Source organism: Butyricimonas paravirosa, assembly GCF_032878955.1.
GTDB lineage: Bacteria > Bacteroidota > Bacteroidia > Bacteroidales > Marinifilaceae > Butyricimonas > Butyricimonas paravirosa.
On the sequence record NZ_CP043839.1, the window covers coordinates 611334 to 630094 of the forward strand.

10 protein-coding genes are annotated in these 18761 nt (G+C 44.7%); 1 reads left to right on the top strand and 9 read right to left on the bottom strand.

What is annotated here, in order from left to right:
• Nucleotides 1-370: 370 nt before the first annotated feature.
• The 9 genes from F1644_RS02640 to F1644_RS02680 all read right to left on the bottom strand — a co-directional run bounded on the left by F1644_RS02640 (nucleotide 371) and on the right by F1644_RS02680 (nucleotide 17694).
• Nucleotides 371-2617 carry a S9 family peptidase gene (locus F1644_RS02640; RefSeq protein WP_118302153.1) on the bottom strand — a complete coding sequence of 749 codons (2247 nt, stop codon included), beginning with the start codon at nucleotides 2615-2617 and terminating at the stop codon, nucleotides 371-373.
• A 7-nt stretch (nucleotides 2618-2624) separates the two neighbouring features.
• Nucleotides 2625-3161 carry a peroxiredoxin family protein gene (locus F1644_RS02645; protein ID WP_158572004.1) on the bottom strand — a complete coding sequence of 179 codons (537 nt, stop codon included), beginning with the start codon at nucleotides 3159-3161 and terminating at the stop codon, nucleotides 2625-2627.
• Nucleotides 3162-3200: 39 nt separating this feature from the next.
• On the bottom strand, nucleotides 3201-5153 hold the full coding sequence (locus F1644_RS02650; protein ID WP_118302151.1) for a protein-disulfide reductase DsbD domain-containing protein: 1953 nt from the start codon (nucleotides 5151-5153) through the stop codon (nucleotides 3201-3203).
• A gap of 6 nt (nucleotides 5154-5159) precedes the next feature.
• Nucleotides 5160-7490, bottom strand: a complete 2331-nt coding sequence (locus tag F1644_RS02655; RefSeq protein WP_158572005.1) for a zinc-dependent metalloprotease — start codon at nucleotides 7488-7490, stop codon at nucleotides 5160-5162.
• A gap of 84 nt (nucleotides 7491-7574) precedes the next feature.
• A complete protein-coding gene (locus F1644_RS02660) occupies nucleotides 7575-10022 on the bottom strand; it encodes a zinc-dependent metalloprotease (protein WP_118302149.1) in 2448 nt (815 codons plus the stop codon).
• 106 nt (nucleotides 10023-10128) lie between these two features.
• Nucleotides 10129-11097 (bottom strand): hypothetical protein, encoded by a 969-nt coding sequence (locus tag F1644_RS02665; RefSeq protein ID WP_118302148.1) that lies wholly within the window; start codon nucleotides 11095-11097, stop codon nucleotides 10129-10131.
• 40 nt (nucleotides 11098-11137) lie between these two features.
• Nucleotides 11138-12718 carry a RagB/SusD family nutrient uptake outer membrane protein gene (locus F1644_RS02670; protein WP_118302147.1) on the bottom strand — a complete coding sequence of 527 codons (1581 nt, stop codon included), beginning with the start codon at nucleotides 12716-12718 and terminating at the stop codon, nucleotides 11138-11140.
• A gap of 11 nt (nucleotides 12719-12729) precedes the next feature.
• Nucleotides 12730-16440 (bottom strand): SusC/RagA family TonB-linked outer membrane protein, encoded by a 3711-nt coding sequence (locus F1644_RS02675; RefSeq protein WP_118302146.1) that lies wholly within the window; start codon nucleotides 16438-16440, stop codon nucleotides 12730-12732.
• Nucleotides 16441-16524: 84 nt separating this feature from the next.
• Nucleotides 16525-17694, bottom strand: coding sequence for a FecR family protein (locus tag F1644_RS02680; RefSeq protein ID WP_118302145.1), 1170 nt, complete (start codon nucleotides 17692-17694; stop codon nucleotides 16525-16527).
• Nucleotides 17695-18114: 420 nt separating this feature from the next.
• Between F1644_RS02680 and F1644_RS02685 the strand changes: the two genes are divergently transcribed.
• Complete coding sequence (locus F1644_RS02685; RefSeq protein WP_118302144.1) at nucleotides 18115-18759, top strand: hypothetical protein; 645 nt, start codon at nucleotides 18115-18117, stop codon at nucleotides 18757-18759.
• Nucleotides 18760-18761 lie beyond the last annotated feature (2 nt).

Below are 18761 nucleotides of genomic sequence, written 5' to 3' on the forward strand. Positions count from 1 at the left end.
GTAACAATTCACGCTTTCACACGCTGATTACCTATCATCACTCCACTCATTTCCAATTTTTTCTATATTAATGCTTACAATTGGTCCCCAGCTTGGGGAGCAATTATGTCATCACCCTTTTCAATAATTTCAACACACGCCATTTGCCTACCTTCTAATTGCGCCCCAAGCTGAGGCTCAATTTTAATATACATATTACAAGTCAAGTTCCTCATATCCTTCTTATTTTTCACCGACTACACACGAAAATCCGTTCAAATATAATGAAAAAACATGATGACAAGCCAATTATTCGTACAAAACACACCAAAATAGCAACACACATAAAATCAAAAATAAGAACGATTCCTTTGGGAACCGCTCTTATTTGTCATTCATCCAGCAAATATCGCTCGAAATGTCGCCACATCTTCCGGAAATAATATTCCTTTGCCAACCCCATGTACCCGTGCCTCTGTCCGGGTAACACCACCAACTCAAAATCTTTCCCTGCTAGAATCAGAGAATGAACCATTCGGGACGTGTTTGCTGGGTTCACCGTATCATCCGCATCTCCCGTAACTAACATCAAATGCCCTTTCAAATTCTTCGCCAACTCTAAATGGACTGGTATTGAAAATTCAAAACTAACCTTTCCCTCCTTGGTCACCTCTTTTATACCGTGATGAATCTCACTCCACCCGTAATCAAAAATCGTATTGTCATAATTACCGGAAGAGGCCACTGCAGCTTTGTAAAAATCCGGATAAGTACATATAGCTGCCACCGTCATCGATCCCCCTCCCGAATGACCAAAGATTCCCACTTTCGTCCCATCAATAAATGAATACCTCGCGATCAATTGCTCCAACCCGTATTTATTATCTGCCAAAGGATAATCCCGCAAATTACCATACCCGTAGCAATGATAATCCCGTCCACGATAAGGACTGCCTCCCCGGTTACCAAAACAGACAACCACGAATCCGAGTTGAGCCAGTTGCGGGGCTCCCGAAGGAGAAGAAAATTCAAAATCAAGAGGTATATATTCCGTCCACGGTCCGGGGTACACGTAAGCAATAACCGGGTAACGTTTCGTGGAATCAAAATCCATCGGTTTCCACATCACCCCGTATAAATCTGTTTCCTCATCAGCCGCCTTCACCGTGAAACACTCCGGCTCTCGCCAGCCTTCCGCATACAAATTATTCAAATCAGGTCGTTCCAACGTGAACAAAAGCTTCCCGCTTACATCTCGTACTACATTTCTTGGAGCTTGATCCGGTCGGGAATAAGTATCTATAATATAACGTCCCGACGGAGAAAATGTCACTTTATGATTCCCCTCTTCCGGAGTCAGCATCTTGATTTTCCCTTTCCCGTCCAAGTTCACCCGGTTCAAACGGGCATAGTAAGGATTACCACCTTCTACCTGTCCGTGTCCCTCGAAATATAACGTCCGACCAACTGTATCTATCCTCACAATTCTCCCAGAAGTCCAATTTTCGGAAGTAACCTGATTCTTCAATCTACCTTGATTATCATACAAATAGTAATTTCCCCATCCAGAACGTTCCGACCACCACAAAATCTCGCTCGCATCATTCAAATAAGCTATCGAATACAACTCATCATTCAAATAAGGTTTCCCTTTTTCGTGAATCACAACCCGAACTTCTCCAGTCTCCGTGTCCACGGCACATATTTCTAGTTCATCCCGGGTACGCTTTTTCCGTTGGATAAAAAGTTGATCCGACCGTTTCCCCGCATATGACAACCATAATAACTGATCTTTCCACTTCTCCATCTTCACTTTCACCTGCTTTCCCGTGGTAACATCAAATATTGCGGCCTCGTATTGCGGCACGTGCTCATCCCCCGGTAAAGCACACTTATATGCTTGCACTGTCGGACGATCCCCGTTTGAAGAAATCAGCGGTAGTTCCCCCACCTTCCTCAAATCTTCCCGGATCACGTACATCTTCTTGGAATCCCCGAACCATTCGGCACGAGTTGTCCCGACATTCCCGCTCGTATCACTATCCGACTTCCCATAAGAAAAATAACGTTCCCCGTCCGTTGTTAATCGTGTTTCCACCGAATCCTTCACCCGCATCACATACAAGTCATGCCGTTTCACGTAAGCCACATAAGCCCCATCCGGTGAAGATTTCCCAAACAAAACCTCTCCTCTCTTCACGGGTGAATTGTGAACTTCTTCTTCAACCTGAACAAGTACATTTTCCTTCACATCATACTCGAAACAACGTTTAGCATACTTAAACTCCACTGCCCGGCCACCCTCCTTCACACGAACACTCCTCAAAGACAAAGCCTCTTCACGGACAACTTCACCGGTCACCTCTTCTAGTTTCTTCGCCAACAACTTCCGGTCAAAAAGCTCTCGTTTCACGCCACGTTTCGGGTCCACGTAATAATAACGTACACCATCACCTGTTTTAAAAGTATACCAAAACACATCGCTCTCCCCGATATAGTTGGGCCTCACCTCTAGGGAGCCTGCCAACATCCCGAATTTCATCTTTCCGAAACGTTCCGCCTGTTCATAATTCGCCTTCTGTCCCCGTACGCTCCCAAAGAGAAAAAAGAAACTCAATAGTAAGGTTATCCCTTTCATATCCGACCTATTTTTTACTTTCCAATGCTTTTGTTATCGTATCCAACATTACTTCCCACGTTCCGGGCATGTAACTCGGTCCGTGATACACGATTTTCCCTTTCCTGTCAATCACGAAATAACGGGGTATCCCCCCCTCGAAAAACAAATTGGCAATCTTTCTATCTTTATCCTTTCCAAAAGGAAAATCAAATCCGAAACGCTCCTGAAACTTTTTTATATCCTCCTCATTTTTATACTTCACAATAACAGGAACAACAACCAAATCTTTTCCTTTAAAACGTTCGAATATCTCCTTCTTAAATTTTTTCAACCCAGCGATACAAGGCGTACACTGCGTACCCACAAAATCCAACAACACCACTTTTCCCCGCAATTTTTTCATTTTAATAGCCTTACCATTCGTCATTGTCACCTCGAAATCAGGTACATCATTTCCTGTCCACACCTTAAAACCATACTTCTCCGGTTCCGTTTCAATCTGTCCGTTTGCCAAATTTATTCCGGCGAACAACACGACCAATACTAAAATAATTTGTTTCATCAGATTCATTTTTTTTATTATTAAATATCATTACACTCACTAAAGATTTATCACCTCAATCTCTTCCGTCACCGGCGGCATACAAATCATATCATCACAAGCCTGGTAAGTCACCGTACAAATAATCACACCTTTATTATCGGCTGGGATAACCTTCACGGGCTGAACAAGCGTTACTTTCTTCTCGTAAATTTTCACCTTGGAATCTGCCTCATACGCTTTCCCTTCCGGCACCTTCAATTTACCATCCGGCTCAATACCTCTAGGGTATTCAAACTTAACATCTGTCAACACGTAAGCTCCTTCCTCTCCCGAATTGGCATAAATATGGAAACCCTCCTTCATTGTAAATTGCACTTGAATCTCCTTCCCAATCCTCATGGCAAGCACGCTCACGGGGTTATCCTGCTGTACACCCCCTTGTGTCTTATCGATCCAATTGATAGCCATCCCCTTAACTTTATCAACAAATTTATACCCGCACGCCTCCGAAAAGATCAAACGGTCCCTCACCTCATCCAACCATGTTTTCCATTCCGCCGCGGTCGAAAAATTTTCCATAGAATAGCGGGCCAACAAACGTTCTCCCTTTTCCCGTTCCTCCGGTGAACCCTCCAACAACTCGATAGCCCTCTCCAATCCTTTCACGTCCCCCACGGCAATCCCCAATTGTTTCAAATCCCGATCTACCCGGAACGAAAAATTACCCGTTCCCCCGTAGAAATAATCCATATTCTCCTTCAAATACACACGATACTCTTCCGCATCCGAACATCCGGCTCTTTCCCTGTCTCTTTTCAAATAACTATTCAGATACTCCTCGTACTCCATCACCTTCTGAGGCTGAGGCCACGCCTGTCCCATCAAATCACCCGGCACCTCTTTTCCCGCGGCATTCAGATCCTCAACTTCACGTTTCAACTCCATCAATTTCTCGTTATAAGTCATTCTTGCCTCCCGGTAATGTTCAAATGTATCTCGTTCGAATAAGGCCAGTTGTTGCCGTAACTTTTCCCTCGTCACATAACCATTCTCGTACTTTCTCGTCACAGGAACTTTTCCATCGAACTTACTGATATAACATATCGCATTAATAAACACCCTTTGTGCCGTTTCCGTCATATAATTCGGGTCTGCCGCAAATCCCCACATGAAAAAATTACCATGTCGTCCGATTGCCACTGCATTCCGGTACTTATCGCTCACCCCTCCGGCAATCCGTTCCCCGTCACCATTCTCTTCAAAACCATCTCCGAAAGCCACCAATCCCTGCCGGTAACGTTCCCGTCCTCCTTCACGATACCCCTCTGTTTGCACCCGCCACATATCCATCACTCCCGGTGTCGTCACACCTTCCACCCCGGAAATAGCCGACGAGGGTGCCAATCGTCTTTCGTACGTCATATCCACGGGTAGCGGTCCCTGAAAAATCGGGTGATCCCCCCGTACATCATAAGCATGGGCATCCAAACAACGGCAATACCAGTTCAATTTCAACCCCAGTGCAGCCCCTAAAATTCCAGCTTTATCACCAACAAACAAAGTCGGTTTATTATACTGATCCGAGAAATAATGTGCAGCAAACAAAGCCTTTGTATCCACCACGTCTGCCAACTTTTTTGCAACAGGAGCAAGCTCGGTTTCTGCTTCTTCCTGTTTAGGGTAGACAGGCTCCGGTACCCCGTCAAACACGATCACATCAAACTCTTCCGTCATACTCTCTTCATAATCCCGGGCATCCACCGTTTGCACCTTTACGAAATACTGCTTCAGCAATTTTTCAAATGCAGGCATTCTCTCCCTCATATCTTTCTCGTAACGACTTTCCGCGATTCCCGCCCCGTGAGCAAAATTCCTAGGAGGCAACTCCCGGTCCGGATTAAAACCCACATACAAAACCTTCAACCCCTGTTTCCCGTCCGTGCCCCGGTGGCATCCTCCTGCCACCAGAAACAACGTTACGAACATCAAACATAAAACAATTCCTTTCATAACAGATCATAATTTAAGTTTTGCCGCCAAACTTCTGAAATACGCTCTTTCCCCCTTATCTCGATGAGATTCACCCAATTGTTCCAATTTCTCCTTCATCTCCCGAGCGTGCATTTTCATCACCATCATATACTCTTCGGACTTGGGCTTTCCCTGCACTTCCACCATACCATCCGCCATACCCTTCACGTAGCTATACTGTACATTTTTCCGATGTACACTCGTCACTTCGGTAACTCGATAATCATTAAAAATCATACGATCCAAATCGTTAAAGAAATTCTCTACCGTGTACGCATTCTTCCCATCAGCCATTTCCCCTTGTAACAAAATACCGATACATCCCTCGTCCAGTTTCTCTTTCATCCAAGAACCCACAAAACGCCTAACCATCTCTTCAATCGTCAGCCACCCATTCTTCAAGTTTAAACTACTGTCAAACCATGCCGGAATCCCTGAAAACAAATAACGATTCATAAACTCCATTGCCTCTTTTTGCTCTTCCCGGGAAACATATGTAACCGGTCTTTCATCACTTTCCTTTATCACGGGAGCGGTATACCGCCCGCCAATCAATCCCCCGACCTGTTTCAAATAATCGCAATACAAAGATTGAGCTTTAGAATACATTTTTTCCAACTCACTCCATCCCTCTCCATCTATTTTTGCCGTAATCTCTTCCAATTTCGGGTACATTCTCTCCAAATTCTTCATTCCCAACTCTGTCACTACAACCCGGTCTTTCCCCAAATCACCCCGTATACCCATTGGATTATTACTGTCAAAACCTCTATAATGCAACACTTTTGCCTTTTTCACAGAACCGCATAATCGATTCAAGATCAATCTATCCTTCTCCGCATCGGTCACCGCTGAATATTGTTTGTAGCCCCACATAATCGCCCACCGATCATAAGATCCTACCCGCGGGATCAGATCTTTCACGTTTACCCCGTCTCCCGGTTGAACCGCATAATTAAAAGGCAATTCATCCGTCACGGAAACTGTGTACCCGTTCTCGGCAACCCATTTCGGATTTCTCATCTGCTTGGCCGAAAACGCCATACTAGCCGCATAATTCGGGAGCATCCCGAAAACATTCGCCACTTCCGAAGACACCTTATAACGCAACAAATCCATCACCAACTCCTCGTCAGACAAATCCTTTATCACACGTTCATCCACATTCCCACATTGTAACAAATACTCTCTCATATCATCCGCCATGAAATAATACGGAACATTCACCCGACACTTCAAAATTTCCCCCGTCCTCGGATGTACCAAAATAGAAGAACTCACATTTCCACTCCCCGGATAACAACACACAACAGCATCCGCTAACGCCAAATCCACAGTCTGATCCGCATCCTTCACCTGTATTGCATCCTTAAAACCAGCCTGCTCAAAAGCCGCCTGCCAAGCCAAAATCCCTTTCCGAATAGCCGGACGAAAACGTTCCGGAACCTCCGGGGCAATGTAAAATACAATCGGTTTCTCCGGTTCAACCAGCTGATTTCGTTGCACTAACTCCTGATCCTTAGGGTTTACCGAAAGATTCCATTTATAAATCAACGACTCTTTCTTCACCCCCTGCGGGTTACTCCCGTAATCCAAATAACTCAATGTCCGGTAACCGACACGAGGATCAGCGTAACGTACCACCATCGACTTTTCCGGTAACACCCGTATAATACATTCCATTTCAATCGGTACGATTCCCTCTTTTCCTGGTACTCCCAAGAATCCTTGTTTCGCAAACGAATGAACCCGTACCACAGAAAATTTCACTCCGTCCTCCAACTTCTTCACCCCCGTAATCTCTGAATTAGACGCATCAGCGGCACCTCTCTCGGCACTACCAAACCATTCCGGACTCGTTTTCACCAGTGAGGTAATCTCAATAATCGGACTTACCCCATCCGTTCCTCTTGCCACAACGGGATACATGACATGAACCGGTTCCAGTATCCGTTCCGCCATCAATTTATACATCCCTGAAGTCGTATCGGAAACCCGTTCTCCCAAAATCCCTTTTGACAACGACACCCGGTTTCCCGGTTCTGCCTTGAACACGGCAACCCCCATTCCTTCCGTCATCGCGTAAGGAATCCCCGTTCCCCTCATCACGACCCCGGAAAAAAACATCTCCCGTCCCAACAAATTCATAGGAATCTCTAGATAATACTTATCCGCCCCCTTGTAAACCGGTAAAATCCCTTCTACCTTATCCATCCCATTTTTAAAAAATGCTGTAAACGCCATCGGTTCCTTCCCCTGTGCCATAGCCCCGAGAGCCAACACCAGTAGTACGATAATACTTATATATCTTTTCATCATAAAACGCTTAATCATAAATCTTTTAATTCTCCTATCGTTGAATTTTTCAATCTAAAATTTAAAATCTAAAATTAGTTAGATCTAAAATTCAAAACTGTCCCAATACGCCCTCGTCATAAAATCCTTGCTCTTCTTTCCGGCCTTCCGGGCATCCGCCTTTATCCTCTCCAACTGTTCGAAAATCAAAGAAGTAATTGCGGGGTTATCCACAAAATCCCGGGCCATCACGCCTCTCAAACTCGCCACGTACATCCGTTGTAACTCCCTGCGGTACGAAGTCACCGGTTGATTATTCAAGACCTCTGTAAAAATCATTCCATACAAATCGTCCAAACACTCCCGCAAAGTATATGTACACTCTTCCACCTGTTCCTGTTCCGACATTTTTAAGAAAGAACCGGCCAACTGCTTGCATATCATCCCGTACAACATCCGCATCACCCGTACTTTATTCATTCGAGCAACATCCGTCAAATGCTCTTCAAACAACCACTCCGGGGCATGGAAAAAATGCTTGTCCAAAAAAGCCAATGCCTCCTTCTGTTGTTCCCTACCGATAGGCATATCCATACCTGCCCCCTCCGAACGTGATTTATCATACACGAAATGTCCTCCGATATTATTCACTACATGAGTGATATATTTCAAATACTGATCACATACCCCCTTGTACATCTCTGCCTGAATGGAACCAAATGTATCATCTCCTTCCGTCCAGTCCGTTATATTTTTCACGATCCGTTTCAGATTTTCCATTCCCAGCTCATTCGCTTTCATATTATTATCCCCCAAATCCTCACTCTGGCAACGGGGATTGCGAGCATCATACTCCGTACCAAAGAAACGACGCTCGTTCTCAGTCCTTTGCCGAGTAGTCCACGCCCTCAAATAAGCTTTTTCCTCCTGCTCGTCCTTCATCTCCGGGAAATAACGGTATCCCCACTCAATAGCAAACAAATCATACTCGCCCAGCCTCGGAACCAAATCTTCCAACGCAATTCCATCACCGGGTTGCGCCACGTAATTAAAGCGGGCATAATCCATGATCGATGCCGTGTGTCCATGTTCTTTCACGTAATCCTTATCCCGGATCTGTTCGACAGAATAAGTACTGCTACTATAAAAATTATGTCGTAATCCCAACGTGTGCCCAACCTCATGAGAAACAAGGTAACGTACCAGTCTCCCCATCACCTCTTCCGGGAAAGGGAAATGATGCACTCGTTCATCCACCGCACCCGCTTGGGCAAAATACCATTTCTGTAACAAATCGCGTACACAATGGAACAAGGAAATACGGGCTCCTAGAATCTCCCCGGTTCTCGGATCACTTGTTTGCAATCCGAAAGCATTCCCAATCGGTGAGGCCTTGTACGAAATAATTGAATTCCGTGCATCCTCCGGTCGGAAATCCGGATCTTCTTCAGGTTGGGGCATCCGTTTCGCCACGATCGCATTCTTGAATCCCGCCCGTTCAAACGCCTTCTCCCAATCCCGTACTCCCTCGATCAAATGAGGGATCATAAATTCCGGAATATCATAATCTATATAAAAAACGATTGGTTTCCGGGGTTCCACCAATTCCCCCCGTTTATATTTCTCCACCTCTTCCGGCCGGGGTTCCATCCTCCACCGGCAGGCGTATGTCGCTTGTTTCATCTTCAAGGAATCCCCGTACTCCGTACCCTTCACCACGAAATACCCAACCCGTTTATCCTCGTATCTCGGACGCATCGGCTCTTCCGGCAACAAACGTAAAGACACCGCCAATTCCCACACCGTCGGATTCTGCTCCACCTTCTCCTCCCGGGCGAAAGGTGACAATTGTGGTGCGGCTCCCGCCCCGTAACATTTAATCATCCGAAAAACCACATTATCCGGAAACACACTACATCCGGCCACGCTCGCCCGATCGGCTTGATAACCACCCAGACCAAGCGTTGCTTTCATATCTTTTAATGAAAATATATTATTGTCCGTCAACAAGACCTCCGTCATATCAATCAACACACTCTCATCCCCCGTTGCCTTCACGTCAAAAATCATGGCAACAGGCTTACGTTCCGTTGCTTTCATCAACCGGACAATCTCGCTTGTCGTATCCTTTACCCATTTATCAGTTTCCGGCTCCACCAGCCACACCTCATTCTCCCTCCCAACCTCGAAACGAATTAACCGGGTAGACAAAGGATCTCCCGCATACCCCAGCAATTGAGTATCCGCTCTTTTATTTTGGGCAGATCCCTTCGCCAACACCTGCATCGCTGCAATATCCCGTCCCAATAACCGTTTGGGAATCTCCACGAAATACCGCCCCTCCTGCACGTAAACATTAAACATCCCTTTATATCGTTGTGCTGTCGGTTTCACGAATTTCTCAATGGTAACCGCTTCTTTCACCCCCGACTCTCGCACCGAAGTCGCTTGCATTCCCTGCTCCCGCCCCTTTTTTACCTGTCCGGTCCCATCTGTCAAGCATACGCACAAACAGCACGTACACAACTCGATAACCCTAAAAAATCTTTTCATACACCTGCAATTTTAATACAATACTCTCCCAAGCACCGGGTATCCGGCACTAAAAACATACAATCAGGGAGCCGAAAAGCCTTCCGGCTCCCCCCACACAAAACAATTATTTATTCATTTCCGCATCGAACTTCGCCAAAATAGCTTTCATCATTTTGAATTTCTCGACACATTTAGGAAAATCCTGGTATAAACTCTCAAATCTTTCCTCGCTATAAGCATATACGGCAGCAATATACCCGGCAACATCAATATATTCCGTCGGATACCTCCGAACCAGTCGATCCTCAGAATACACCCCGTCCCATATCCATTCCAAAAAACCAAGTTCTCGATAGTCCACGTCATACCCTAAAGAACCGGCCGGCTTTCCTTCAAGATCCGCATACCTGCTCTCCCCATGCCAAGTCCATGTCCCTGTTCGCAACGACACGTTACAAAATTCCTTTACCTCATCAGCATACCGCACCTGAATTTCGTCAGTAATCTCCTCCGCCAAAATTCTTCCGACCCACATATTCTGCTCGTCTTCAGTCATCTTCAATATATCCGACAAATGCCCGACAACAGTTCCTATCATATTTTTATGTGCATACTCTTGGGTTTTATAAGCTTTAACACCCTGCACCGAGGACCAGCCCCGGTCTATAGCATAAAGAGTATCCACCAACAATATACTGGCAGGCTTGTATTCCCGGTAATAACGAGGCAATACTTCATCCCGGATTAATTCCGCCGCTTTCACCATCGCCGTCGTATCTGCTGACAAGACAGCTGCCGCACGGTACACTTGATTAAAAATACTATAATCAATCACGAACATCTCATAATGAATAATCGGATTTCCAAAAGAATCCGTTCCCCGATTCTCCACACCTAACGTATCATTCACAAACATCGGCATCCCGGTTTCACTATATATTTGGTAAGCCAACTCGTTAAACCGTCCGGGCTTATTCTGAATGACAAACCAATCCGGTCCCACCCCGGCAGGTTTTAAATTCTCGTCATCATTGTTACATCCGAACAATAACGTCAAGCCCAAAGAAATACATATAAAGAAATATCTATTCATAATTTCATCATTTTACAATCACATCTTTCTCAAGCATTCTTTATTGAATACCACGCTCTTCCCGCTCGTCATTCTGTTTCATCTCTCCCTTATTATAAGTTATCTCATAATCAGGAATCGGCATTAGCCAAGCCGCATCCTCTCCATAAGGTTTCAGCACATACTCTCCTTCATAAACCCCCATCCCGTTTGACACCGTGGCCGGAGCATACAACGCGTGACGGACCTCTTTTTTCTCCGGATACTTCTCACAAACGGCATATCGTCGCAAATCAAACCAACGATGACACTCGAAACACAATTCACGGCGTCTTTCCTCCCGGATAAATCTCACAAGATTCTCCCCCTGTAACCCGTCGATGGAGGTCGGGATCTCACCATTTTCAAAACGATTTTCCAATAAAGTCTTCAACGTCTGGATCGCTTCGCTTTTTCCTTGCATCGCCTGAGCCTCTGCTTTATTCAAATAAGCCTCTGCCGAACGTATCACGAAAGCGTCAAAAGCCTTTATATCCTTTGCCAACACGGACGTCTTGCGACTGAAATAACAATCCGATTTCTTTCGAGACACGGAGAAATATCCTGTCATACGTAAATCCGTTATTCCCTCTCCACTGTATTTCGAATACAACTGAAGTAATTCATCCGATGCCTTGAAACGTCCCACGTTCGTACCATCATACATTAACAAATTCATCACGTTCATCCCTTGTGTAAACAACACTTCCGGAGAAGTAGCGGAAATCATATATTGTTGTTTTAAATTTCCGGTTGACTCCGATCCGTTATCCGTCATATCAACCCCGTTCAGATCCCACAACGGGCAACCGGCCTGAATAGCCTTTTCGCTTTCAACCTCTGCCAATTCCCATTCACCCATGTACAAATATACCCGGCTCAACAAGATTCTGGCTGCAGTCTCGTTCACCCGATAAATAGTCGCCTGCTGAATCCCGGCCAAGTGATCCACAGCATTCTTCAAATCCTTCACAATCTGTTTATATATCGTCTCCACGGACTCCCGACTAAAATACTTATCCTCGATCTTCTCCGTGATATTCAAAGGCACACCCATGTCAGAAGATGCCGTTGCTTTCACGTAAGGTTTAGCGTACATATTCACTAGTAAATAATAATACGCACCTCTTAAAAACTCGGCCTCACCGGTTATCCGGTTCCTGTCTTCCTCCGGCTCGTGAGAAAACTCTTTAATTTCTGAAAGAATCACATTTAAGTATCCGATATGCTCGTATAGTTTTTTCCAGCAAGGATCGTCATAAAGAACCCCCTTTATCGTCTGAAAAGGTTTTTTTTGCCAACCGTAAAAAGGTCTCATTAACGTAAGCGGTCCCTCTGATGTCACCTTATACACTCCGGTAGCAAACTCTTCCACATCATCATCCATGACAAATAGCCACGGGTAATACAATGTACTTTGAGAAATTAGCGAACTTGACAAACTACTCGTCGCATCAGATTTCATATACCCGTTCCCGATCATCACCTCATCCAGATCCTTACACGATGATGCGTACGTCAAGTCTTTGGAATATTCTTTCAAGAAATCTCCACACGAAACACATAAAAAACATACTATTATCAAATATACTATATTTTTCATCTTTCTATATTTTAGAATGTTACATTTAATTGGAATGAATACATCGGACGAATAGACAAGTTTACCAATGAAGAAGAACCGGATTGAGAGGGGTCCTGTCCTTTCAATTTCTTACTGCAAAGAGTAAACAAATTCGTACCCGTCACGCTCACATAGGCTGATTTCAAAAGTAATTTCTGGCATAACCTTTCAGGAACAACGTACCGCAAAGAAACATTTTGCAATCTCAAATAATCCCCGGATGCAACTCTCAAATTCGAATTATCATACATTTTCCAGATATTCGAGGCAAACTCGTTCGGAATCCCACTCCACCAATAACCGCTAAGCGTACTTTCGTATTCTCTTGATGACAATAACCCGGGAATATTAGTATATCTCTCATCACCGGGCTGTTGCCAACGGCGAGTAAATTCCCGTCGCATATTCGTCTCCGGTCCCGGAGCGGCAGTTGTCCCGTTCGGATACATTTGTAACATCCGAACTTTCGACCCTATACTATAAGACAGGTTCAAATTCAACCCCCAGTTTCTCCATCCGAAATAGTTCCTGATACTTCCCTGTAAAAACGGTTCCCGGCAACCGGAACGTTCCATGACGGTCATAAACACTTCTTCCTTATCCATTTCAGCATAAACATCCCTAGTCTTCACTTCTTCCCCGTTCACCATCATTGTCTCCTCTGTCCCGTAAAACATCGGGCGACCATCTTCCGGACTCAACCCCTTAAATTTATACGAATAAAACGTGTTCAACGGACGACCGGCAATCTGCACACTACCATTCAGATAATCCGAATATTTGATCTCATCTTGAATCGTTTTATCCTTTGGTTTTATCTTATCCAACAACTGGTTGAAAACAGAACCGAAATTCGGATCAAATCTCCACACGAACCCTTTATTCTGCCCGTTTATAGAAGTCATCGTATTAATCGGCACGAAATTAAGCGTCAGCTCGTAACCTTGATTCGTCAACTCCCCTTTATTAACGGTATATTGCCCCACCCCGTTCACGAAAGAAACGGTTTTACTCAAGAAAGCATCCGTTGTGTGACGGTAATAGTATCCAATTGAACCGTTCAATTTATTATTAAACAGAGAAAATTCCACGTCAGCATTCAAAGTTGATGTCTTTTCCCATTTCAAATCCGGGTTAGGATATTGAGTAATCGTCGATTCGTACTCTCCAAAATATTCATTTGTCGTACCTTTTTTAATAATCAACCGGGGTGAATCCTGCGCTGACATATTTCCTTGGTAACCGAAAGACAATTTCAACGCCAGCGTGTTCACTTGACGCACGTTTTTCAACACATTCTCATGTAAATTCCAACGTCCGGATACAGACCAAATCGGCAACAAGCGATCATTACTCGCATCCCCGAATTTATTCGAGGCATCAATCCGCATATTTGCATTCAAAATATAAGAATTCTTATAAACATAAGAAGCACTGGCAACCAATCCCACCTTACGAGTTAAATTATCTTTCATTGTTCCACGGGCATCGTCGGATTCCAGCCAAGTATAATAATCCGGATATTTCAGCCTATTCGTCTCCTCATCCAATCCGATCTCAACCTTATCAAACAACATTCCCCGATCCGGAATATACCCCCTACGAACAATCTTAAAACCGGAATACGTCGTGGAACTTAACTCCCCGATCACGGTTGCCGTGAGCTGATGTATATTCTCCTTATCCAGAAAACGATTAAAAGTCAACTGACCACGTAAATTATACGACTCGCTTTTCGTATCATCCTGGGTTAACTCGCCACCACTCAATAATAACGTTTTATTATTATCAATAACACCCGTGGATGTTTTCAATTTTCTCAGGCACGCTGCATACCAAGTCTTTTCTCCATAATAAGTATCATTTGAAGAATGGGATATATTAAAAGAAAATTGAGCATCCGCTTTCAACCAAGACGTTAATTTATATCCCAAAGCCATTGTCAACGCCACCTGATCCGTCTCAATCTTGTTATACGAATTATTCTGTTCGTTGATAATACTGAATGGTTGATCATAAGTCTCGGTACCTATTAAATCATGCCTTTGGTAAAACCACAACTCGCCTTCCTCGTCATAGGCCCTCACACTCCGGCTCGTGTTATAAGCATAATTCATCACTCCCACCTCACTAGGCGTGTAATCCTTTTTCTGCAAATTCCCGTTTAAAGAAAAAGTCATATTAAATCGCTTATAATTAATATCAATTTTAGCCATTCCCGTGTAACGATCATTCTTCTCCTTACGGATATTTCCATTCTCGTTACTATACCCCATGGATGCATAATACCTCACGTTTTCTGCTCCTCCGGAAATACTTAAAGAATGATTATGAGAAAATGAATTTCTTAACAAGAGATCAAACCAATCTGTGTTACAAGTCTCCATATCCCTCACTCTCCGGTCAAACTCGGCATGATCAATCACCCCGTTAAAATAGTCATAAGCAGCAGCTTCGTAGCCAACCCAGCTATTCAGATTGGCAACAGCCAAACGTTTGTCTACAAGTTCCCGTGATAAATCGATTCTCTCTTTCGAATTCATCACATTCACGGACCTATCCGAGTAATGCGGACGGCGACGCAATGTACCCGTTACGGAATAAGACACCGCCGGGGCTCCCACCTTACCTTTCTTTGTCGTAATCACGATCACACCGTTAGATGCCTGCGGGCCATAAATTGCCGTTGCAGAGGCATCCTTCAACACGTCAATTCGATCAATATCATCCGGGTTCAATCCCGAAATCGCATTTCCCAATAAATTCACGAAATCAAGATCATTAATCTGTTGCGGATCAACATTCACCGGATCAGACAGGATAACCCCGTCCAGCACCCACAAAGGAGCCTGTGATCCCAGCACTGTGGTCGATCCCCGGATCTTCAACTTCGGCGCAGCACCCACCTGTCCCGAATTCTGCATGAAAATCATTCCGGGAACATTCCCTTCCAACATCTGGTCAATCGTACTCACCCCCGGCATCATAATATCGTCCATCTTCAACGAGGTCACGGAACTCGTCAAGTGACGTTTGTCCACGTTATAATACCCCGTGGAAATCACGTTCACTTCCTCCAACTCCGTCGCATCCTCCTCCAGTTTAACCTTCATCGGCTCGTCAAACTTGGCCGGAACCTCCAAACGTTTCATCCCGATAAACGAGAACACCAATATTGTATTCTCCTCCCGGGGAACCAAAAATTTAAAATTCCCGTTCATATCCGTGGCCGTCCCAACCGTCGTACCTCTCAACAACACAGCCACACCGGGTAATGGTGCTCCACTTTTATCCGTCACTTGCCCGGACAAAGTCACTTTCTTATTCTCCGCCTGTTCCACTTTCTTCTTGATCACGATCGACTGCATCTCGAACTTGTACTCGAAAGCGGTTCCCTCGAACAATTTAGCCAAGGCTGCATCCACCGTTACATCTTTCACGTCCAGCGTCACGGCTTTCATCACTTTCAACTGATCCGCGTTATACACGAAATTCAGGCTCGTTTGTTCCTTGATCTGTTTAAACACCACCTGCACGTCAACGTCCTTCACGTTGATCGTCACCTTTTGATTTTGTGCTGAAACCACGAAAGGCAGTCCCAGTAGCATCAACGCCATTAATCCCCACCTTCTCAATAGTAGTCTCATCTTTAACGAGCATAAAAAACTCGAAAAATCAAACGACTTTCTGATTTTTTTCATAGATTTGTTGATTAATATTAAACATTATGGATGTACACACAACATCCGTTATCAAACCGCGACTCGCGCCAACGATTCGCGGTTTTATCTTGAATCACTCACCGTGATTGTATTTCCTTTCAAATTAAACTGAACGGTAGCCGTCTCCCCGATCAGGTGCAACACATCCGCCACATCCGTGAACCGAGCAATAACTCCCGTAAAACGTTTCCCCTTCACGCTGTCATTCGCATAAAATACCTCCGTGTCATACCAGCGACACAAACGCTCCATGATCTCCTCGACCGTTTCGTTCTGGAACACGAACTCTCCCGCCCTCCAAGCCGTGTAGTAGTACGTATCCACGTCCGTTACTTTAACATCTTTATTTTCCAAACTAAACTCGGCCATCTGGTTCGGTTGCAGCAAACTCTCCGCCCCCGTCGACTTCACCCGAATTCCTACCTTTCCTTCTATCAATGTGGTTAAAATTTTCCCTTGATAATGCGTGTTCACGTTGAATGACGTCCCATACACCTTCACTTCCATTCCGTCCAGTACCACGTAAAACGGTCGCACGGCATCCTTCGTCACTTCAAAATAAGCTTCCCCGGACAGGAAAACCGTTCTCCGATCTTTCCCGAAAGCCACGGGATAACGAATTTCCGAATCAGAATTCAACCACACCCGTGTCCCGTCCGACAATGTCAAAGAATACTCCCCGGCACGAGGGATAATCACTTTATTATACACCAGTTCTTCAGCCTCCTGCTTCGCGTAAACCAGCGATTGCTTTTCGGCTTTCGCCAGATTTCCCTCTATTCCGGTTTCAACCACCCGGGTCGTGTCCAAGAAATAAGTTCTTCCATCATGTAACTCCAGCACGGCACGCCCACTCCCCGGTTGCACTCGTTGAGCGACAATCACCCCCTCATTCCTCCCTTCCATATTCATCCACATCCCGACAGCTATCGCTAAAGGTAAAATGACTGCTGCTGCATACCACACAAACTTCAATGATCTCCGAGGTTTTACTTCACCTTTCATTGCCCTTGCCCGTTGCATCAACTCATTTTTTTTCGCAGCCAATATACCCTTATCCATTCCAACTATAGCATCCGTCTCGCCCCCTTTAAGTGCCTGACGGTAGAAATCCCGATGCCGGGAAGACGCCGCCAACCAACTTTCCAACATCTCCCGTTCCTCCCCGGACAACTCGCCCCGAAAACTTTTCGAAATCACATCCCAATCAATATGTATATTTTCTTTTTCCATTATTTTTCATCTTCATTACACCCTAAAGACAAACTCCCTCTTCAAAATGTTTACAAGAAAACGAATTATTTTTCAAAAAAATGTTCACACCTCGGCATACTAACATTTATTACACTGGAAATAAACAAATTATATCGCAACAAATATTTTACATTACAAACCATTCGCACCCCTAAAAATACTCATTCCTCATGGATTCGATACCCTGTTACATGGTTGTCACTCGACAAATAGGCGACAATCAGGCGTCGTCGCCGCCCATTCGCCGCCTAGTCGCCCGCTTATAGCCGCCATTTTAAGGAAAGAAAAGGATATTTAACTTGACAAACGGTCATTTGTATCGTATCTTTATTCTCCTATTTAGCAAACAATACAAATAAAACAAGAGAGACATAGGCAATTATTAACAAGAACAAAGTTATGGTAGAAATTAAATCCGGTCTATTAAAAGATGCCCACGGGCGACACGATGGAATGGTCATATACCACAAAAGAGGAAAAACGTTCGGTCGTAAACTTCCCTCGTATGACGGTAATGTAGATTCTCCAATCCGGGCACGGCAAAATGCACGGTTATCGTCGGTGGTCACGCTTTATCAATCCGTGAAGAACACTTTCCTCGTTTACTCGTGGAACAGGGAAGCGAACAACAGAGACATTTCCTCCGGTTACAACCTTTTCGTCAAGGAAAATATCAACGCTTTTGACACGGATTACAATGTCGGAGATTTCGCTTTATTAAAATTTACCCTGGGAGATTTACAAACCCCCTTTCAATTCAGGCAACAAGAGGCTCCGGAAGGAATACTCTCAATTACCTGGGATACCGCCCCGTGGATTTGTGACCGCAGAAATAAGGATGAACTCGTACTTGCGGTAATTTACGACAACGAACCATTTCGGGTACAAATCATCGAAAACACGGGAATCACCCGGAATGACGGGATAGCCAATATTCTCCTCGACCAAACGAATGCCACAGAAGCCCACATCTACACCTTCTTCACAAATGCAGACAGGGACTCATTCTCGAATAGCCTTTACTACAAGATAAAATTGAAGTAACC